Annotated in this window: 19 protein-coding genes; 10 read left to right on the plus strand and 9 right to left on the minus strand. The window is 62.1% G+C overall.

The window, feature by feature from the left end; all coding sequences use genetic code 11:
* Window positions 1–2: 2 nt before the first annotated feature.
* The 4 genes from CEY08_RS21070 to CEY08_RS21085 are packed head-to-tail and all read right to left on the minus strand — an operon-like array spanning window position 3 to window position 3,514.
* Window positions 3–602: an ABC-type transport auxiliary lipoprotein family protein gene (locus CEY08_RS21070; protein ID WP_063961796.1), complete on the minus strand. Its 600-nt coding sequence runs from the start codon at window positions 600–602 to the stop codon at window positions 3–5.
* Complete coding sequence (locus CEY08_RS21075; RefSeq protein WP_063961793.1) at window positions 602–1,558, minus strand: MlaD family protein; 957 nt, start codon at window positions 1,556–1,558, stop codon at window positions 602–604. The genes CEY08_RS21070 and CEY08_RS21075 overlap by 1 nt, the downstream gene beginning before the upstream one ends.
* Complete coding sequence (locus tag CEY08_RS21080; protein ID WP_042796005.1) at window positions 1,545–2,384, minus strand: ABC transporter ATP-binding protein; 840 nt, start codon at window positions 2,382–2,384, stop codon at window positions 1,545–1,547. Before CEY08_RS21080 ends, CEY08_RS21075 begins: the two co-directional genes overlap by 14 nt.
* On the minus strand, window positions 2,384–3,514 hold the full coding sequence (locus CEY08_RS21085) for an MlaE family ABC transporter permease (protein WP_076816736.1): 1,131 nt from the start codon (window positions 3,512–3,514) through the stop codon (window positions 2,384–2,386). The genes CEY08_RS21080 and CEY08_RS21085 overlap by 1 nt, the downstream gene beginning before the upstream one ends.
* 110 nt (window positions 3,515–3,624) lie before the next feature.
* On the opposite strand from CEY08_RS21085, the gene CEY08_RS21090 reads away from it, so the two are divergent.
* Genes CEY08_RS21090 through CEY08_RS21100 form a run of 3 tightly spaced genes read left to right on the plus strand, consistent with a single transcriptional unit; the run spans window position 3,625 to window position 5,471 of the window.
* Window positions 3,625–4,473, plus strand: coding sequence for a biotin--[acetyl-CoA-carboxylase] ligase (locus CEY08_RS21090; protein ID WP_063641473.1), 849 nt, complete (start codon window positions 3,625–3,627; stop codon window positions 4,471–4,473).
* Window positions 4,470–5,276: a type III pantothenate kinase gene (locus tag CEY08_RS21095; protein ID WP_063961792.1), complete on the plus strand. Its 807-nt coding sequence runs from the start codon at window positions 4,470–4,472 to the stop codon at window positions 5,274–5,276. Before CEY08_RS21090 ends, CEY08_RS21095 begins: the two co-directional genes overlap by 4 nt.
* Window positions 5,277–5,291: 15 nt before the next feature.
* Entirely contained in the window at window positions 5,292–5,471 is a 180-nt protein-coding gene (locus tag CEY08_RS21100) for a hypothetical protein (RefSeq protein WP_042796002.1), read from the plus strand.
* Window positions 5,472–5,517: 46 nt separating this feature from the next.
* Here the strand turns inward: CEY08_RS21100 and CEY08_RS21105 are convergent, their stop codons facing one another.
* The gene (locus CEY08_RS21105; RefSeq protein WP_088607784.1) at window positions 5,518–6,807 is read right to left on the minus strand and encodes a 3-deoxy-D-manno-octulosonic acid transferase; all 1,290 of its coding nucleotides are present in this window, start codon (window positions 6,805–6,807) and stop codon (window positions 5,518–5,520) included.
* 1 nt (window position 6,808) lies between these two features.
* Window positions 6,809–7,837: a lipopolysaccharide heptosyltransferase I gene (waaC, locus tag CEY08_RS21110; RefSeq protein WP_042796000.1), complete on the minus strand. Its 1,029-nt coding sequence runs from the start codon at window positions 7,835–7,837 to the stop codon at window positions 6,809–6,811.
* A 204-nt stretch (window positions 7,838–8,041) separates the two neighbouring features.
* Between waaC and CEY08_RS21115 the strand changes: the two genes are divergently transcribed.
* On the plus strand, window positions 8,042–9,043 hold the full coding sequence (locus tag CEY08_RS21115) for a hypothetical protein (protein WP_126389678.1): 1,002 nt from the start codon (window positions 8,042–8,044) through the stop codon (window positions 9,041–9,043).
* A gap of 99 nt (window positions 9,044–9,142) precedes the next feature.
* Window positions 9,143–10,492 carry a hypothetical protein gene (locus CEY08_RS21120; RefSeq protein ID WP_076816741.1) on the plus strand — a complete coding sequence of 450 codons (1,350 nt, stop codon included), beginning with the start codon at window positions 9,143–9,145 and terminating at the stop codon, window positions 10,490–10,492.
* Window positions 10,493–10,543: 51 nt separating this feature from the next.
* Here CEY08_RS21120 and CEY08_RS21125 read toward each other — a convergent pair whose 3' ends face one another.
* From CEY08_RS21125 to CEY08_RS30010, 3 genes are all read right to left on the minus strand, one after another.
* Entirely contained in the window at window positions 10,544–11,830 is a 1,287-nt protein-coding gene (locus CEY08_RS21125) for a lipopolysaccharide biosynthesis protein (RefSeq protein ID WP_063961789.1), read from the minus strand.
* 107 nt (window positions 11,831–11,937) lie between these two features.
* A complete protein-coding gene (locus CEY08_RS21130) occupies window positions 11,938–13,083 on the minus strand; it encodes a glycosyltransferase family 4 protein (RefSeq protein ID WP_076816743.1) in 1,146 nt (381 codons plus the stop codon).
* Window positions 13,080–13,664: a CatB-related O-acetyltransferase gene (locus CEY08_RS30010; RefSeq protein ID WP_232033767.1), complete on the minus strand. Its 585-nt coding sequence runs from the start codon at window positions 13,662–13,664 to the stop codon at window positions 13,080–13,082. Before CEY08_RS30010 ends, CEY08_RS21130 begins: the two co-directional genes overlap by 4 nt.
* A gap of 765 nt (window positions 13,665–14,429) precedes the next feature.
* Here CEY08_RS30010 and CEY08_RS21140 point away from each other — a divergent pair.
* From CEY08_RS21140 to hisH, 5 genes are all read left to right on the plus strand, one after another.
* Complete coding sequence (locus CEY08_RS21140; RefSeq protein ID WP_063641481.1) at window positions 14,430–15,374, plus strand: Gfo/Idh/MocA family oxidoreductase; 945 nt, start codon at window positions 14,430–14,432, stop codon at window positions 15,372–15,374.
* On the plus strand, window positions 15,371–15,958 hold the full coding sequence (gene wbpD / locus CEY08_RS21145) for a UDP-2-acetamido-3-amino-2,3-dideoxy-D-glucuronate N-acetyltransferase (protein WP_063641482.1): 588 nt from the start codon (window positions 15,371–15,373) through the stop codon (window positions 15,956–15,958). The genes CEY08_RS21140 and wbpD overlap by 4 nt, the downstream gene beginning before the upstream one ends.
* Window positions 15,955–17,061, plus strand: coding sequence for a DegT/DnrJ/EryC1/StrS family aminotransferase (locus CEY08_RS21150; protein ID WP_076816746.1), 1,107 nt, complete (start codon window positions 15,955–15,957; stop codon window positions 17,059–17,061). The genes wbpD and CEY08_RS21150 overlap by 4 nt, the downstream gene beginning before the upstream one ends.
* A 142-nt stretch (window positions 17,062–17,203) precedes the next feature.
* Window positions 17,204–18,343, plus strand: a complete 1,140-nt coding sequence (locus CEY08_RS21155) for an N-acetyl sugar amidotransferase (RefSeq protein WP_063641484.1) — start codon at window positions 17,204–17,206, stop codon at window positions 18,341–18,343.
* On the plus strand, window positions 18,340–18,954 hold the full coding sequence (gene hisH / locus CEY08_RS21160; RefSeq protein ID WP_076816749.1) for an imidazole glycerol phosphate synthase subunit HisH: 615 nt from the start codon (window positions 18,340–18,342) through the stop codon (window positions 18,952–18,954). Before CEY08_RS21155 ends, hisH begins: the two co-directional genes overlap by 4 nt.
* Window position 18,955 lies beyond the last annotated feature (1 nt).

An 18,955-nucleotide genomic window follows, 5' to 3' on the forward strand; every position in this document is an offset into this window, starting at 1 on the left:
TGTTAACCGCCCGGTCGGGGCGTGGGCTTGAGGGTCGTGGCCAGCCACTGTGCCAATTGGTCGGCAGCCTCGTCCGTCGCTTGACGCAACGCCGCGACCCCGCCTTGCGCGTCCTGCGTGGGAGCGGGCGCCTGCGTCGCGATACGCGTCTGGCCCAGCACGTTGCGGCCGCTGAGCAAGACCGCTTGCAGCACCACGCGGCCTTCGCTGGCCTGGCCATCGGGCGCAAAAACCTGCTCGAACTGGGACAGGGACACCTGCAGCTGCGGCGTCTGGAGGGTGACGCGTTCGTCCAGCACGGGCCCCTGGCGCGACAACCGCTCCGTGAGTCTCTGACGCACCAGGTCCGCCGGCGGCGACGCCCAGCGATAGCCGGCATAGGCCTTGGGCGCGGCGCTATCGCCCACGCGCCAGATCACCCCGGTATCAGACAGGCTGGGCACGGCCTGGAAAACCAGCGCGACCGTGTCGCGGGCAGGCAATGCCGGCACCGGACGGGAATCCAGGCCCAGGTCGAACACCGAGGGCGGGGCAGCCACGCGGCCAATGCCGCATCCGGCCAAAGCCAGCGTCAGGATAAGAACGGCGCTACGCATCTTCATCATTTGGACGATCTCCCGAAGCCTGCAAAGCCGGCCTCGCCGGGTCCGGGCTCGCGGGGCGCCGGGCCGAACAGGAACGATTGCGGCGTGTTGTCCACACGGCGCAGGGTAACGGTCGCGCCTCGCGCGGCCGCGCTGACATTGGTGGCCATGCTGGTGATCGCCGGCAGGGTTTCGCCATCCAGCCGCGCGGCGGCCAGGGCGATGTCATTGAGGCTGCTGGTAGCGGCGGACAAGGGCCCGTCGGGCGCATTCAGCCGCGCCAGCGACTGGCGGGCCTGCTCGGCCAGGTCGGCGACTTCGCGCGCCGCGCGGTCGGCCTGGCGCGAAGTCTTGCCCAGCGAATCCATCAGAGGCCCAAGCTTGGCCAGCGTGGGCGCCAGATCCCGGCTGGCGTCCCTGAGCGATTGGGTGATGTCGGTGGCGTTCTGCAGGCTGGCGGTAAGCGCCTGCACGTTCTGCTCGCTCAGCACGCGCCGAAGCTGTTCGGTGACTTCTTCCACGTTCGAGATCAGCTTGCCGCCGCGCTGCTCGATGCGATCAAGAAAGCCGGGGCGCAGCGGAATGGCGGCGGGGTGCGCGGCCGACGACGCCAGCCGCTTCGTCGAGGTGCCGTCGTCGCGCAATTCCACGTTGGACATGCCCGTCACACCCTGCACGCCCAGCTCGGCCCAGGTCGATTCGGTGATCGGCGTATTCGGCGCAACGCCGATGCGGATGCGCACCTGCCCGGGCTTGTCCGGGTTCAGGGCCAGCGACTGCACCTTGCCCACCGGCACACCCTGATAGCGCACCGTGGACTGCGGATTCAGGCCGCTGACGGCGGTGGCGGAGATGATTTCGTATGGCTGCAGTTGGGTCCGGTCCCGTCCGATCCAGACGGCCACCAGCGCGGCGGCGGCCAGCAGGACCAGCGTGAAGATGCCGGCCATGAGCGCATGACTACGGTTTTCCATGATGCAATCCCTTCGGCGCCAGATCCCCGAGCGCGCGCAGGCCGCGCTCGCCAAGGAAGAACGTGTGAATGAACGGGTGATCGACCTTCAATACTTCCGGCACCGTGTCACACACGATCACCCGTTTGTCCGCGAGCACGGCGACGCGCGTGGCCAACGCCAACAGCGTGTCCAGGTCGTGCGTCACCATGACGACGGTAAATCCCAATTGCCGGTGCAGACTGCGCACCAGATCCACGAATTCGTCGGACCGCAGCGGATCCAGGCCGGCCGTGGGTTCGTCCAGGAACAGCAGTTCCGGATCCAGCGACAGCGCACGCGCCAGCGCCACGCGCTTGACCATGCCGCCCGACAGATCCGAAGGCCGTTTGTCGGCGTCGCGGGCCGACAGGCCCACCATGGCCAATCGGCACATGACGACGTCGCGCACCAGGTCTTCCGGCACCGTGCGCAACTCCCGCAGCGGCAAGGCCACATTGTCGAACACCGACAGCGCGGAAAACAACGCCCCCGCCTGGAACAGCATGCCCCAGCGGTAGGACAGCCGCCGGCGCTCGGCCGGCGTCAGCTCGAACAGCGAATGGCCCAGCACCCGCACCGTGCCGGCGGCGGGCTGGTCCAACCCGATGATCTGCCGCAGGAGCACCGTCTTGCCCGTCCCCGAGCCCCCCACCAACACGAGGATCTCGCCCGGAAAGACGGTCAGGTCCAGGTTGTCGTGCACCACGTGATCGCCGAATGCGGTGCGCAACCCGCGCACCGTGATGACGGGCTCTACGGTGACCCCGTCCTCCACGAACAGCTTGTGCTGGGTGGCGCTGTTCATCAGATGCCCACCGAACTGAAGATCACGGCGTAAAGCGCATCCAGCAGGATCACGCCGGTAATGGAAGTGACCACTGATGTGGTGGTGCCACGGCCCAGGCTTTCCGTGTTGGGCTGGATGCACAGGCCAAAATGGCAAGCGATCAGCGCAATCAGTATGCCGAACGTCACCCCTTTCAGGATACCGATCCAATAGTTGGTCAGCGAAATGGCATCCGGCAGCGACTGCAGGAACCATTGGGCCGATATGCCCAATTTCGCCTGGGCAGCCAGCATGCCTCCCATAAGCGCCATGGCATCTGTCCACAGCACCAGCAGCGGCATGGTCACGGCCAGGGCCACCACACGCGGCAGGATCAGGCGCTGTCCATGGGAAATACCCATGACCAGCATCGCGTCCAGCTCCTGGGTTACGCGCATGACGCCAATCTGCGCGGTGATAGCCGAACCCGAACGGCCAGCAACCAGAATGGCAGCCAACACCGGTCCCAATTCGCGCACGATCGACACGCCCAGCAGGCGGACGATGAAGCGATCGGCACCGAACATCTGCAACTGCTGCGCGGACAGATACGACAGGACCACGCCTATCAGGAAGCCGACCAGTGCCGTAATGCCGAGCGCTTGAGCCCCGGTGCGGTACACCTGCGCCGAGATCTCGCGCCATGGCCCCCTGCTCGGACGGCGCAGCATCCCGCCCAGGTCCAGGATGAGCTGCCCGAGCATGATCAACAAAGCGCGCCCGTTATCGAGGCCTTTGAATATGGCCTCGCCCACGGCGCGCAACCAGCTCCAGGGATCGCGTTTGGCAGCCGCAGCCGGGGCTTCGCCCTTGTTCATGGCCAACGCATTGAATACATCCTGCTGCCCGGCGGACCAGCGCACCCGTTCGGGCAGCTTGTGGCCCCAGGCCTCCCAGATCAACAGCGCGCCTATCGTGTCCAGGCGGCCAATGCCATGCAGATCCCAGCGCGCCCCGCCATCGGTCGCGCAGGCCAGCGCCTCCCGGCGGCGCTGCACCTCGCCCGGTTCGGCCAGCGCCAGCACGCTCCAGTCGCCGGCCACATGGCACACGCCTCCTTCGAAGCGGAAAGGCGCGGCGGCGGGTGCGGACGAAGCGGAATGCGGCATGCAGAGAGGCTACCAATGCAAAATGTGTCGTCAATGATATACGCAGATATGCGCCCCGCGCAGGCGCGCCGCCAGCGCGGCCGTACGCGGTGTGCCCTACAATCGCCGCCATGTCCGATCAAGTCCGCCCAATCGACCTGCCCGCGCCGCAAGCCCTGGCCCGGGAACTGGCCGCTCGCCTGCCCGCCTTCCAGGATATCGCCTGGACCGGCAGCACCGGGTCGACCAACGCCGACCTGCTGGCACGCGCCCGTGCGCGCGGGGTAGGCAAACCCTGGCTGCTGGGCACGCACCTGCAGGAAACGGGACGCGGACGCGCGGGTCGGCCCTGGCAGAACCGTTCGGGCTCCACCTTGATGTTCTCCTGCGCCTTCGACGTCCACCTGCCGGCCGTGCAACTGCCCGCGCTGTCCCCGCTGGCCGGCGTAGCCGCCTGCGAGGCCCTGCGCGCCGTCGCCGGGCCGGGCGCGGCGGGACTCTGCATGAAATGGCCCAACGACGTGCAATGGCGTGACGCCAAGCTCGCCGGCGTGTTGGTGGAAACCACCCGCAATCCTGGCGGCGCCGAAGCCGGCTACACGGTCGTCATCGGAATGGGCGTCAACCTGATCGATGCGGACCGGCTGTCGCTTGCGCTGGAACGTGAAGTCGCCGACTGGAGCCAGGTGCAGGCCCACGCTTCCCACATTGCCACCGCCGCCGATCTGGTCTGCGCCAGCGCTACCGCCTGGCATGAAGCCATCCAGACCCTGGAAAGCGAGGGGTTCGGCGCATTCAAGCGGCGTTTCGACCAGGTGGACGCCCTGGCCGGCCGCAAGGTCAACGTCCTGGACAAGGGCGCTATTCTTCTTAGCGGCACCGCATGCGGCGTGGACGATCATGGCCGCCTGCTGGTGCAAACGCCCGAGGGCGCCAAACCGATCCTGGTCGGTGAAATCTCGATTCGACGCCAAGCATGATTATTCTCATCGACTCCGGCAACAGCCGTCTCAAGGTGGGTTGGCTGGACGCCAGCAACCCCGACACGCCGCGCGAGCCTGCGGCGGTCGCCTTCGACGGCCTGGACCTGGACGCCCTGGACCGCTGGCTGGCCGCCCTGCCACGCCGCCCCTCGCGGGCGCTGGGCGTGAACGTGGCAGGCGAGGCCCGCGGCACGGCCATCGCCGCCATTCTGCAGAAGCACGGCTGCGAGGTGACTTGGTCGCCGTCGCAGGCGGCAACGTTGGGACTGGTCAATAGCTACAAGACACCCACGCAGCTGGGCGCCGACCGCTGGGCATCTTTGCTGGGCGTGCTGTCGCGCCTGCCCGGCGCGCACCCGCCCTTCGTGCTGGCCAGCTTCGGCACCGCCACCACCATCGATACTGTCGGCCCGGACAACGTCTTCGCCGGCGGCCTGATCCTTCCCGGCCCCGCCATGATGCGCAACGCGCTGGCCCACGGCACCGCAAACCTTCCCATCGCCAATGGCCAGGTCGTGGCCTACCCCACGGATACGCACGAGGCCATCGCCTCCGGCATCGCCGCCGCGCAGGCCGGCGCCGTGGTGCGCCAATGGCTGGCCGGACGCCAGCGCTACGGCCAGACCCCCCAGATCTACGCGGCGGGCGGTGGCTGGCCTGAAGTGCACCAGGAAATCGAACGCCTGCTGGCAGACGCGGGCGGCGCATTCGGCGCCGCGCCCGTACCCATCTATCTGGATCACCCCGTCCTGGACGGGCTGGCCGCGGTCGCCCGCGCCACCCTGGACGCCGAAGCCTGAACCGGAGCCCCGGCCATGCGCGTGCTCTTCATCCTCATCCTGCTTGCAAATCTGGGGGTCTATGCGTTGGGTCAGGGTTGGCTGGGGGTGCGCCCAGAGGACGAAGGCCGCGATCCGCGCCGCTTCAACCAGGAACTGAACCCGGGCGCCGTCACCTTGGTTCCCCGGACTACGCCCCCTCGCGCCGCGCCTTGATGCAGGATTCCGGGCTGGCGCCCCGTGGCGCAGGCAAACCGCAGCGCTATCCCGGAGTTTGCGTCTCCAGCCAGGGCGCCAATGCCTTGAGCGTGCGTCCCGTGGCGCCGGAATGCATGCGAAACCACGCCAGCGCCGCCTGCGCCGCGCGCCGCCGGCGCGCTTCGTCGCCCAGCAGCGCCATGGCGGCCTCCACTGCTTGGCCGGTATCGGGCGCGCGCAGCGCGGCGCCTGCCGCAATGGCGTCTTCCGCTGCCTGCTTGAAATTGAACGTATGCGGACCAACGATGACCGGCACGCCCGCTGCGCAGGCCTCGATCAGATTCTGGCCGCCCAGCGGCGCAAAGCTGCCTGCCACGATCGCGACATCCGCAGCCGCATAGTAGAAAGCCATCTCGCCCAGCGTATCCCCCAGCATGACCGCGGTATCCGGCCCAGGCTCCGCGCCCTGTGAGCGCCGGACATATGGCAGCCCGGCCTCCGACAAGAGGCGCGCGGCCTCGTCAAAACGCTGAGGATGCCGCGGAATCAGCAGGAACAGTGGTGCCCCCGGCAGCGCCGATTGGCCTTTGATGGCCTGGATGAAGCCGCCGTCCTCGCCCTCGCGCGTGCTGGCCACGGCCACCACGCGCCGGCCCAGCCGTTCGTGCCAGGCCTGCCCCGCGCCGACTTGCGCCGCAGGCAGGACGAGATCGAATTTCAGATTCCCCGTCACCACAGGTTGCGGCGCGCCCGCCTGCACCAGCCTGGCCGCATCCTCCGAGGTTTGCGCCAGCACCGCGTCCAGGCCTCCCAGGGCTTCGCGCATCACGCCGCCCATCCTGCCCGCTTGGCGCAAGGAAGACGCCGAGAACCGGGCGCTCACGAGCGCCATGGGTACTTTTGCCCCCCGGGCCGCGGCCAGCAGGTTCGGCCAGATTTCGCGCTCGATGAGCAACCCGCAGCGGGGCCGATAGGCCGCCATGAAGCGCCGCGCCGCGCCGGGAAAGTCGTAGGGCAGCCACGCCTGGCGCAACTGCCCGCGGGCGATGGCCTCGGCAAACAGGCGCGCGCCCTCGGCGCGGCCGGTGGCCGTCATGTGTGTAAGCAACACCGGCAAGCCGCGGTCCAGCAACGCCTGCAGCAGGGGCTGCGCCGCGCGGGTCTCGCCCAGGCTGACGGCGTGCACCCAGACGGGCGCGGTCCAAGATGCAGCATGCGCCCCGGCGACGCGGCCGAAGCGTTCCGGGGAAAAGATTTCCCATTGGCCCCCCGCGCGCCTGGCGCGGTGGCCCATCCAGAGCCAGACCAGCGGTGACAATGCCCTGAGCGCCAGCGAGTAGACGCCGCGGTTCATGTCACTGGGCGGCCAAAGCCTGCTCCACCGCCGCCATCACGGCCTCGCGCGACGGCGAAGCCCCGCGGTCGCCCAGGCTGGCGGTGTAGCTGGAGCCGACCAGCGGCGTGCGTACGGGTGTGGAAGCGCGGTAGATACCGATAGTGGGACGACCCAGGGCGGCCGATAGGTGGGTCAACCCGCTATCGAGCCCAACCATCAGGCGCGAACCGGCCAGCAGGCGCGCCACGGCAGTCAGATCCATGCGGGGCATCACCTCGGCGCCATCCATGCCGGCCACCAGCAAACGGGCGCGCTGGGCTTCCGCTTCGTTGCCGCACAGCAAGCGCAGCGTGCAGCCGGCATCGCGCAAGCGGCGGAATACTGCGCGCCAATCATCTTCCGGCCAGAGTTTGTCGTCGCGGCTGGCCGACGGCATGATGACTGCATAACCCCGGTCGGTATCCAGATGATGCAACCGCGGCGGATCGGCCGGCTCGTTTTCCGCCATGGCCTCTGCGTTCCCGGCCTGCGCTGCCTGGCGCGAAAACGCCTGCAGCCCGAAATCGGGCTGGCCGGCGTATTGGTAGCCGAATGTCAACGCGGCCAGCTTGCGCTGACGTATGACGGCCGGTTGCCAGAACTCGACCCGGTGTCGCACGTTATAGAAAAGCGACGCCAGCGGCTCGCGCGCCGAACGCCAGTCCAAGCCATGCCGCACGCCTCGCGCCTGGCGAACCAGCCAAGCGGATTTGAGCAGCGCCTGCATGTCGAGCACGATGTCATATTGCTTGGCGCGCAAGCGCTCTTTCAGTGCGTGCCGTTCGGCCCGGACCTGCGACGACCACCATGCCTTGCGCCAGCGTCGGTGCGCTACTTTGATGACCTCATTGACTGCGGGATGCCAACCGGGAATCTCGGCGAATGCTTCTTCTGCTATCCAGTCGATTTCGGCGTCCGGCACGTGGCGCGCGATGTCGGATATTGCCGGCAGCATGTGCACCAGATCGCCCAGGGACGAGGTTCGGACAATGAGAATGCGGGTTGGCATCAAATCATGAGCAATACGGTCGAAAGAGCGAATGTACAACAACATACGTTGTGCGCTGCGGGAGGGACGAGGCTGTCCCCGATAGCCCGCCACTTAGCACATTTTGATGGCCCCGCATAGCATCGCGCGCCCCACGCATCAGGTCACAATCTTCTAACAGATTTATGCATCATCATTGTGACGACACGGCGGGAGCCCGGCATAATGCCAAAAATCAGACTCCTCTCAAGCGCCACCGGTAAAAATCAGATTCGTCCTGCGCAAGGCGGGCAAAAATCTCTCATACCGAGTGCTTATGAGGAACTTGCTGGCGGCGATATTGCCGCGCATAGACGCCACGCGACGAATATCGATACGACGAAGACCATTATGAGTTCATCTCCTTACAGCGATTCTGAAAATGATCGCTTCCTGCAGAAAATCCTTATTTCGCACTGGCTGCCCATCATCGCTGGCGCATTGGTGGGCGTCGTTATTGCAGTCGCCATTGTTATGGCACAACCGAAATTGTGGCCAGCCATTGCACTGGCGAAAATTGGCCAGGTTGGCGGCTCAGGTCCCGTTACCGACCCTGCGGCTGTGCTCGCCCGCACTCAATTTCCGTCCTTCATCCAGGACGCGCTTCGCGCAGCCGAGATGCCCATCGATATATACGGCGATGAGAGGGCAAAGCTGGCAAGAAAAACGCTCACCACGCTAATCCAGAGAGGCCCCAGCCTTTTCCAGATGCAGGTGGATGGATATACCAAAGAAGATGCCCAAAAACTCCTGATGGGCGCTCTCGCCGTCCTGCAGCGCGAACACCAGGCCCTGTTGGATGTCGCCGTCGAGGAAAAGAAGGAACGGCTCGCGAGCTTGGCGAATTCGATCGAGAGCAACTTGAAGGAACGACAGACCATACTCAACAGCATAGAGAGCAATGCGGTGAAAAGCGGGCAATCACAGCCCGATCCGGTCATGGTTTCCTATCTGTTGCGGGCGAACGAAGTGGAACATGCGCGGTTTGTGGAACAGCAGACCATCCTGAAAGATCAACTCCAAGAGGCCAAGACATATAACACCCGCCTCGAAGCGCCGATCTACGTCACCGAAACGCCCCGGAGCCCCAGCAAGATCATTGCTGCCTTTGTCGGAGCGTTGTTAGGGTTTGCGTTCATGGTGGCCCTCTTCGCCTTCCGCGCGTGGCTTGTGCCCAGCCGCAACTGAAACCCGGCCCCGGCCACGCACCCGCCGCATTACCCGCCCCTGCTCCGGCCGCGCCGGTCGCGCCGCCGCTGCCAGGGACGGATTACGCAGCTAGATCATATGCCCGCTCGCCGCCTTCCGACTGCTTCGAAAGCTAGATTATTACTGCTGTGTTCCGTGCTGGTTTACGGAGCTTCGATTTCCGTATCGCATGCGCTCTATCTCAGTTCGGAGCAGGCTTATTGGGGGTTTTTCGAGCCATCGCTCGACATTGCAAAAATTGTCGCGATCATTGTTGCGCTGGTGATGCCCACGCTGGCCATGCCGCTCAAATTCAACCGGGCTTCTTCCGTCATCCTGCTGCTGTTGTTTCTGCTCGTTTTTGTTCCGGCCGTCGTCATTAATCTGGAAAATCACGACGAAAGCATAGATAAATATGGCTACCTGATGGGAGCCTTTTCGCTCGGCATGACTTTGCTGTTCGCCTCGGTGCGAGCCTTCGGCGCGGAACCGGCAGCCGCTCCGGCCTATATTCCCAGCAAACGGATTGTCTCGATATTCTTCCTGTCCTGGTTATTTTGCTGCTTAATGCTCGTGGCGATTTACCACAACAGCATGAGCTTCCAGAGCCTGGAAAACGTCTACGACCAGCGAGAAAAAGGTGCGGCCACTTCACTCGTCGTTGGCTATGCGCAGGTCTATTTTGCTTATCTCTTCAGCCCTTTCCTGTTTGCCTACGGTTTGGCAAATAAGCGCCCGCTCGCAATAGTGTTTGCATTGTGCGGTTTTCTTATTACCTACATGATTACCGCGGAGCGGACGGTATTCCTGCTTCCCATCGCGATGTATCTGCTTTACCAGATCGTGCGGCGCGGCCTGATGGAGGCGCGGCATGTGGCGGTGCTGACCCTGGGTTTCTCCACACTGACTTTGCTGATCGCCTTTCTCTGGCGCTTCATAGGAATATTCGAGAAGCTCGGTTTTTACTTCCTGACCCGGCTTATCGCTTACCCGGGCGTCTTTGTGGCGCAGTATTACGACTTGTTTTCGCGGCTGGGATACACCTACTGGTCCCACGTATCCGGTGTCAACAAGTTCGTTGCCGCGCCCAGCCTGCTCGATTTCGACAGGAAATGGCCGATGCTCGGGCGGATTCTCGCCGAGCGCTCGTTCAATGTGGAAAGCAACTCGAACGCCAGCCTCTTCGCCACTGACGGCGCCGCAGCCCTGGGCCCCATCGGCATCATCGTCATCAGCATCCTGCTGGCGGCGTGGTTGATCCTTCTGGATCGTGCAACCCGGGACTGGAACCGCCGACTCGTACTGCCGTTGCTGCTGCCTATCGGGCTCGCCCTGGTAAACGTCTCGTTCTTCACGATGCTGACGTCTTTCGGCGGCATCATCTGGCTGTTGTTCTTCTATGGCACCTGGATCACGGCAAATCAGGTCGGACAAGTGCGCCGGGCTTGAGCCCCTTCCACCGCAACCTTCCCAGATGGCGGCATTCCCGCCGCCACGCGCTCAGGCCGACACCGGTTTGCCTCCGACGGTTTGGCCGCATGCCGCCTTGTACTGCAGGACGAAGTGCAAGGCATACATGACGCAGTACGCCGCGACCAGGAACACCACGGAGTAGAACAGGGAATTCAGGAAATAATATCCTGCCCATATTCCCACGCCGACCAAGACAAGGCGGGTCACTTGCCAGATCAGATCCAGCCGGTACATCTTGGTCAGCAGAACCGTGTAGCTCAACGGCGAAACCACCGTCTGGAAAAAGATCAAGGCTCCCAAGACTGCCGCTATTTTTCCGGCTTCGGCCCAAGCGTCGCCGAAGACGATGGAAAAAAAGAACGGAGAGGCGGCCATGGTGACCACTGCGGGGACCGCTCCGAGTATCGCCAGTTTCTTGGCAGTCTTCAGGAATACGGAACGGCAGTTTCCAATGCGATTGAATGTGGCCGCAGCCTCTTGGCGATACACCTCTCCGATCGAGGACGCGATAAAGGCGCATGGCATGACCAGCACCCGTTCAGGCAGGGAATAGAGGCCAACGGCGTGAGAGTCATATAGAAACGCCAGAAGAATGACGGGCGCCTGGCCCGACACCACGTTCGCCAATTGGCCAATGACCATGAAACGCGGAAAGTCCTTGTAGCGCTTGGCCACGGCGACCACCCGCTTCAGGCTTGCCGTACGCCAGAACCTGCGAAATTCGTCTGCATACTCTTGCAAGAGCTTGAGCATCATGCAGGCTGCGCCAAGCGCATGTCCAAGGATCAAGCCGAAACCACTCAGGGAAAGCGCGCCGAGCGCCACCTGCCCCGAACACAGCGTCAGCGCCTGAATGACTCGGGCCTGCGAAATGCCTTTGTAGCGCTTGCGGCGAGTCCCCCAGGACGTCAGGATCAGGTTGGCAGTGGTCAGGAAGATGCCCACCGTCAACATCGGAAATATGACAAACGGGGGAATATGCCTGGCGATCAGATCGGGGATTGCCATCACGACGATCCCCGACAGAACGATAAAGCCAGCGCTGAAAATGCCTGTCAGCCCAAAGGCCAGGAGCAACAGATAATAGGCGTACCGGTCCGTTGGCGCCAAGACTATGGTCAGCTCGAACCGAAGTGAAGCGAAAACCGAGCCGATCGCTGCAAGCGACGCATAAACGGCAAGGTACCCGAACTGTTCCGGCGAAAAAAACCGCGACAACAGAGGGCTGAGCAGGAGCGCGATGAGCAATGCCAGCGAACTACCGCTGAGCACAGTGAGTACGTTCTTGGAAAAATCGCTTTTTAGTAATTTCACTGGCTTTCAGCACGCTTTAGAGATGAGCCGAGCCCGCGAGCCTGTTTCGCGCGGAGATTCGGACAGGAATACGGATTCCCTGGAAACCTGACTGCTCGGACAATGCGCTACTGCAGAATGCGGCGTGCCATCTGCGAATAGTCCAACAGGCGACGCGCCACTTCAAACGAGCCCTGGGACATCGCTTCCAGCTGCGATTTGTCTGCTTCGATGGCAAGAAAGACCTGTTGCAGATCGGCGCCATTGCGAACCAACCAGCCGTTGCCCGCCACAAAGGGCTGGTGGCTGAGCACATCGTCCACGATGACCGGACGCCGGCAGCACAGCGCGGCCTGCATGGATGCCGACTGGCTCCCCGGCTGCACGTAGACGTCGGCCGCGCACAGCAGTTCGTGCAGCTCCTCGGACGTCTTCCATCCCAGAAAACTGACTCTGGAATCGGCCGCCATCAGCGGGTTTATTTCGGGAGCGACCGTCTCGGAAATGGCCCCGGCCACGACAAACTTCAGTTTCGGATCCGACGTCCTGGCAAACGCCCGCAAACTGTCCGCCAATTTTTTCTTGGCGTCTATTTTTCCAGACTGGAGAAAAACCACCTCATCGTCGGCGAACCCGTACTTCTCGCGCGTGCGCTTGCGGACGTCCGCATAGGCGGCGTCGTCCAGCACATTTCCGCCCAAGGGAAAGAACTCCAGCTTTTCCCTCGGAATGCCGTACTGTGCATGACAGAATTCCATGGTCTCCAGCGAAATGCAGAGCACCTTCGCGATATAAGGCAGGCATGCCTGAATAATGCGCCGGTAATACTGGCCGTGCAGCAGATGCTTAGATATGAAGTTCGTCGCGCTGTTATTGGCGTCTTCGTGGCTATCGGCATAAAAGATCACGCCCGGATGCCGTTTCACGTATCGGGCCACCGTCAGCAGTTCCCAGCCACACAGGCCGTGGAACATGATGGCATCCGGCTTGATTTCTTCCAGAATGCGGTCAATGCCCGGATGCACCCGCAGCTTGCGTCGCACAGCGCTCGGGAATGGTCCTGAATAGGGCAACCGGATTACCTTGGCGCCCTCCGCGCCGACATAAGTGCCGGGCTCGGTATAGCCAAGGTCCATATTGTTCACGAAGGTTTCCGTGGACGCGACCACAGTGACTTCGTGCCCCGCCTTGACGTGCTCGCGGATCAGTTCGTTCTCTTGGTACCTGTAGCCGTCGATATAAAAACAGGAGACGCAAAAATGGACAATCTTCACAGCAGCCCTTTCTTCTTGAGGAGCGCGACGGGATCCACGAACAACGGCGCCATCTCTGTTATTTCTTCGTCGGTCAACGACCACCAGCGCAAACGCTCCAGCGCAGCGATCACGTCGTCCGGAAACCGGCGCCGGATCAATCGCGCGGGATTGCCGCCCACTATCGAATACGCTGGCACGTCCTTGGTTACGACGCTGCCCATGCCAATCACCGCGCCATCGCCGATCGATACGCCGCCCTTTATCAGCACCCGTTCGCCGATCCAGACATCGTTGCCGATCCGTGTTTCGGGCTCCCACGAGTAGACATGGCGCGAAAGCTTGGTTTTGACGCTGTCCTTGTGCGACAGGAACACGGGGCTGGTGGACACGTACTCGATTGGGTGCCGGGCTCCGCCCACCACCACGCCGTTGGCGATCGAACAAAACGCGCCAACGCGTGTATTCAGAAAGGTGCAGTCGTAGCCACAGAATGAATGACGATCAAAACTCGAATTGACGACGACGCTGCCGGACTCGACCTTGGAGGTTGAATGGATATTGGAATTCTGAATGGCGGAGCCACGCAATTTTCGCAACACTCGGGAATATATGTATGCAAGAGATCTCATAGAACTCTGGGCAGGCCGCTTCGATTTATAAAGTGTATCGACGAAAAGGTATGGTTTACATAGTGCAAATCAACTAATTGCACCTCGCCACTTGCGCCTGAATCGGAAAATTAAACGGTGACGGGCCATTTGAAATAGGAATATTCCCGTTTGTATTTTTCGGCAGCAAATTGCTAAATACCCGAAAGGGTCCGGCAAAAATCTTCAACGGCTTCCATGCGTATGATTTTGAGCATGAAAGCTCTACTACAAATGGCTGAGCATATGGCAGAACGCAGACGGCTATAGTATAGTCTTTGGGATTGCTGCGCGCGACTCTGCTACCTGCGAATGCCGCAAGTTCTGCCAACCAGCAATACCCCGCATCGGGTCCGTTCTCGCCTACTATTTCGCTCTATTGCCGCCAACATGAAGAACGTAGCTCAGGTGGACAAGTCGGGCCGGCAGGTGAACCTTCGTCCTGACAGCCTACCATGCTTCCCCCGCGTAAATGGGGACGCCAGAATCCCTACGTTCTCGCTCCGCGCCGTCACCGACCAAGATGGCGCTTATCAATTCGTAGCGCATAGTAGCCAGGCTGTAAGCCTGCCGTCAGTGTGTTGCAAAGACCCCACCATTGCGTGGCGCGGGCACATATACTTTCACCCGAATTCGAGCAACAAGGCATAGTTGCTCCTGGTCATTTTTGCGTTTGCCCCCGGCCCATTAATCTACCGCTAGACACACGACAATTCCATGAAGAATTTTGCCCTGATCGGCGCAGCTGGATACATCGCACCGCGCCACATGATTGCCATCAAGGAAACCGGCAACGAGTTGGTCGCCGCGTTGGACCCGAACGATTCCGTAGGCATTATCGATAGCCATTTTCCCACGGCCGACTTCTTTACCGAATTCGAGCGATTTGATCGCCATCTGGATAAACTGCGCCGAGCGGGCGACTCGAAGCGCGTGGATTATGTCTCCATCTGCTCGCCTAATTATCTTCATGATTCGCACATGCGGTTTGCATTGCGCTCAGGCGCCGATGCCATCTGTGAGAAGCCGTTGGTATTGAATCCCTGGAATATCGACGGCCTGCAAGACATCGAACGTGACACGGGCCGCAAGGTAAATACCATTCTGCAGTTGCGCGTGCACCCGGCAATCATGGCCTTGCGCGAAAAAGTACAAAAAGAGAAAAAGGCGACCAAGCATGAAGTCGACCTTACCTACATTACTTCGCGCGGCCACTGGTATCTGCAGTCATGGAAGGGCGACCTGAAGAAATCAGGCGGCATCGCCACCAATATCGGCGTGCACTTCTTCGACATGCTCCATTTTATTTTTGGCGCACTGCAGGAGAACATTGTCCATAAATCCGAAGACACCAAGGCCGCCGGCTACCTGGAATATGAGCACGCACGAGTGCGGTGGTTCCTTTCCGTGGATGTCGAAGACGTCCCGCAAGCGCAGCGCGAGGCCGGGCAGCGCACGTTCCGCTCCATTACCGTGGACGGCGAGGAAATCGAGTTTTCGGGTGGCTTCACCGACCTGCATACGCGCAGCTACCAGGAAATCCTGGCCGGCCGTGGTTTCGGCCTGGAAGAAAACCGAGTGGCCATCAGCACCGTTGCCGCGATCCGCCAAGCGCCCATCGCCCCGCTCGCAGGCGACTATCACCCGTTCCTGAAGAAATGAGCCACTACCAGCATCCCAGCGCCATCGTCGACGACGGCGCCCAAATCGGAGACGGCTCTCGCGTCTGGCATTTCGTGCATGTGTGCGGCGGCGCTCGCATCGGCACCGGCGTTTCGCTGGGCCAGAACGTCTTCGTGGGCAACAAGGTCGTTATCGGCAACGATTGCAAGGTGCAGAACAACGTGTCGGTCTACGACAACGTCACGCTTGAAGACGGCGTGTTCTGCGGCCCCAGCATGGTCTTCACGAACGTGTACAACCCCCGCTCGCTGATCGAACGCAAGGATCAGTATCGCGACACGCTGGTCAAGCGCGGCGCCACCCTGGGGGCTAATTGCACCGTGGTGTGCGGAGTCACCGTGGGCGCGTTCGCCTTCGTCGGCGCCGGCGCGGTCATCAACCGCGACGTTCCCGACTACGCATTGATGGTCGGCGTGCCCGCGCGGCAGATCGGCTGGATGAGCGAATTCGGTGAGCAGCTGGATCTGCCGTTGGAGGGTACGGGGGTCGCGGTCTGCCCCCATACCAATGCCCAATACGTCCTCAATGGCAACGTCGTGACCAAAACGGATACCAAAGCATGATCGATTTCGTCGACCTCAAAGCTCAGCAGAACCGCATCAAGGACAAGATCGATGCGGGCATCCAACGCGTGCTGGCGCACGGCCAGTTCATCCTGGGACCGGAAGTCGCGGAACTTGAACAGAAGCTGGCCGCCTATGCTGGCACCGAATTCTGCATCAGCTGCGCCAACGGCACGGACGCCCTGCAGATTGTGCAGATGGCGCTGGGCATCGGCCCGGGCGATGAAGTGATCACCCCTGGCTTCAATTACATCGCAACCGCCGAGAGCGTCGTCCTGCTGGGCGCCAAACCGGTCTACGTGGACGTCGACCCGCGGACCTGCAACCTCGACCCCGCGAAGCTCGAAGCCGCAATCACGCCGCGCACCAAGGCCATCATCCCGGTTTCGCTGTATGGCCAATGCGCTGACCTCGACGCGATCAACGCCGTCGCCGAACGGCATGGCATTCCCGTCATCGAGGACGCGGCGCAGAGCTACGGCGCGACGTACAAGGGCCGCAAGTCCTGCAACCTCAGCGCGATCTCGTGCACCAGCTTTTTCCCGAGCAAGCCGTTGGGCTGCTATGGCGATGGCGGCGCAATCTTCACCAACGATCCCGATCTGGCGCGCGTTATCCGCCAGATCGCTCGTCACGGCCAGGACCGGCGCTATCACCATGTCCGCATTGGCGTGAACAGCCGACTGGACACGCTGCAAGCTGCCATCCTGCTGCCGAAGCTGGAGCTGCTGGACGAAGAACTGGCCCTGCGCGATCAAGTCGCCGCCAGCTATACCGCAGCCTTCCACGCCGCCGGGTTTACCGATACGCCTTACGTCGCGGACGGAAACGTCAGCGCATGGGCGCAATACACGATCCTGGTGCCTCATCGGGCCGCGCTGCAGGAACACCTGAAAGCGCAGGGAATCCCCACGGCCGTGCACTACCCGATCCCGCTGAACAAGCAACCCGCGGTGCGCGACGACTCGGTCAGCCTGCCGATAGGCGACAGCCTGGCCGAAAAGGTCATGAGCCTGCCCATGCACCCTTACCTGACCACGGATCTCGTGCAGCAAATCGTTCAAGCCGTTGCACAGGGAATCGAACGCAACTCGCGAACCTGATGCCCCGCCAGGGGCGCTGGCGCGGCGGGCCCAGGCCTGCCGCGCCAGCGCCTCACGGCGCGCCGTCAATCAACATCGGGTTCAACCCGAAAGAACGGGGCGCCGGATCTTGCCGCAAGCCTCACGCCAGTACCGAAATAACATGAGCCAAAGTTACCGTATCTGCACACGCACCATCATGGACACCAGCGATCCGAACATTACGTTCGATGAACGCGGTGAATCCGACTACTGCGCAAATTTCGACACGCAGATCAAACCCAACTGGCACACCGATGCCCGCGGCGAAGCCGAGCTCATGCGCACGGCCGAAAAGATCAAGGCACAGGGCAAGGGCAAGGACTTCGACTGCATCATCGGTCTGAGCGGCGGCCTGGACAGCTCGTACACGGCTTACATCGCGAAGGAAAAGATGGGCTTGCGCCCCTTGCTGTTCCACGTCGACGCCGGTTGGGACACCGACCAGGCCGTGGGCAACGTGGAAAAGCTCGTCGATGGCCTGGGGCTGGAGCTGTACACCGAGGTCATCAACTGGGAAGAAATGAAGGACCTGCAGGTCGCTTTCCTGAAGTCGCAGATCCCCGACCAGGACCTGCCTCAAGACGTCGCATTCTTTTCGGGGCTGTATAAGTTCGCCAACAAGCACAAGCTCAAGTATGTGCTCACGGGCGGCAACTACTCGACCGAATGCTGCCGCGAACCCGAAGAATGGGGCGGCTATCCGGGTATCGACAAACGCCTCATCCTGGATATCCACAAGAAGTTCGGCAAGCGTCCGCTCAAGACCTTTCCGATCGTCGACATCCTGACCTACAAGCTCTACTACCGTTACGTGCTGGGCATGCAGGTCTTCAAGCCTCTGAACCTGGTGCCCTACATCAAGGCGGATGCGGAACAGGAACTGGAGACGCGCTTCGGCTGGAAGAAATTCCAGCACAAGCACCATGAATCGCGCTTCACGCGCTTCTACGAAGACTACTGGATGCCGCGCAAGTTCGGCTACGAAAAGCGTCGCGCCCACTTCTCCAGCCTGATCCTGACCGGCCAGATGACGCGCGATGAAGCATTGGACCGCATCTCCCGGCCAGAGCTCGACGAACACTTCGCGCGCCAGGAGTTCCGTTACGTCGCGCACAAGCTGGACCTGACCGAAGACGAACTGCAAGAGATATTCGAAGGCCCGAACCGGACCTTCCGCGATTACGCCAACAAGAAGGCGCTGATCGGCCTGGGCGCCAACGTCATGCAGAAGCTCGGCCTGGAAAAGAGGCTTTTCCGATGATCGCCATTATTGACTACGGCCTGGGCAACGTCCTGGCGTTCGCCAACATGTACCGCCGGATGGCGGTGCCCGTGTCCATCGCGCGTACCGCCGATGACGTGGCGGGCGCGACCAAGCTGATCTTGCCTGGCGTCGGCGCCTTCGACTACGCCATGGATTCGTTCCGCGAGTCCGGCATGTACGACATCGCGGTCAAGCGCGTGACGCAGGACAAGGTTCCGGTGCTGGGCATATGCGTCGGCATGCAGATGCTGGCGGGCGGTAGCGAGGAAGGCTCGGAGCCTGGCCTGAATTGGGTGCCGGGCATGGTCCGCAAGCTGGATACCACTCACTTCACGCAGCGCACCCAATTGCCTCACATGGGCTGGAACGACGTGCGGCCGCGCCAGGCCTCACCGTTGTTCAATGGCCTGGAAACGGATGCGCGCTTCTACTTCCTGCATTCGTACTACTTCGATTGCCAGAGCCAGGACGATGTCCTGGCGAGCGCTGAGTACGGCACCACATTCGCTTGCGCGGTCAATCACGAGAACGTGTATGGCGTGCAATTCCACCCCGAGAAAAGCCACGAATTCGGTGCGCAGCTCCTGAAGAACTTCGCGGATATCTAAC

The sequence above is a fragment of the Achromobacter insolitus genome (assembly GCF_002209555.1).
GTDB lineage: Bacteria > Pseudomonadota > Gammaproteobacteria > Burkholderiales > Burkholderiaceae_B > Achromobacter > Achromobacter insolitus.

Coding starts and splice junctions, on each gene's coding strand:
- CEY08_RS21120 (WP_076816741.1), top strand. CDS start 9,143: ATGCCCGCTCGCCGCCTTCCGACTGCTTCGAAAGCTAGATTATTACTG.
- waaC (WP_042796000.1), bottom strand. CDS start 7,837: ATGCCAACCCGCATTCTCATTGTCCGAACCTCGTCCCTGGGCGATCTG.
- CEY08_RS21155 (WP_063641484.1), top strand. CDS start 17,204: ATGAGCCAAAGTTACCGTATCTGCACACGCACCATCATGGACACCAGC.
- CEY08_RS21085 (WP_076816736.1), bottom strand. CDS start 3,514: ATGCCGCATTCCGCTTCGTCCGCACCCGCCGCCGCGCCTTTCCGCTTC.
- CEY08_RS21070 (WP_063961796.1), bottom strand. CDS start 602: ATGAAGATGCGTAGCGCCGTTCTTATCCTGACGCTGGCTTTGGCCGGA.
- CEY08_RS21090 (WP_063641473.1), top strand. CDS start 3,625: ATGTCCGATCAAGTCCGCCCAATCGACCTGCCCGCGCCGCAAGCCCTG.
- wbpD (WP_063641482.1), top strand. CDS start 15,371: ATGAGCCACTACCAGCATCCCAGCGCCATCGTCGACGACGGCGCCCAA.
- CEY08_RS21105 (WP_088607784.1), bottom strand. CDS start 6,807: ATGAACCGCGGCGTCTACTCGCTGGCGCTCAGGGCATTGTCACCGCTG.
- CEY08_RS21140 (WP_063641481.1), top strand. CDS start 14,430: ATGAAGAATTTTGCCCTGATCGGCGCAGCTGGATACATCGCACCGCGC.
- CEY08_RS21075 (WP_063961793.1), bottom strand. CDS start 1,558: ATGGAAAACCGTAGTCATGCGCTCATGGCCGGCATCTTCACGCTGGTC.
- CEY08_RS21115 (WP_126389678.1), top strand. CDS start 8,042: ATGCCAAAAATCAGACTCCTCTCAAGCGCCACCGGTAAAAATCAGATT.
- CEY08_RS21150 (WP_076816746.1), top strand. CDS start 15,955: ATGATCGATTTCGTCGACCTCAAAGCTCAGCAGAACCGCATCAAGGAC.
- hisH (WP_076816749.1), top strand. CDS start 18,340: ATGATCGCCATTATTGACTACGGCCTGGGCAACGTCCTGGCGTTCGCC.
- CEY08_RS21080 (WP_042796005.1), bottom strand. CDS start 2,384: ATGAACAGCGCCACCCAGCACAAGCTGTTCGTGGAGGACGGGGTCACC.
- CEY08_RS21100 (WP_042796002.1), top strand. CDS start 5,292: ATGCGCGTGCTCTTCATCCTCATCCTGCTTGCAAATCTGGGGGTCTAT.
- CEY08_RS21095 (WP_063961792.1), top strand. CDS start 4,470: ATGATTATTCTCATCGACTCCGGCAACAGCCGTCTCAAGGTGGGTTGG.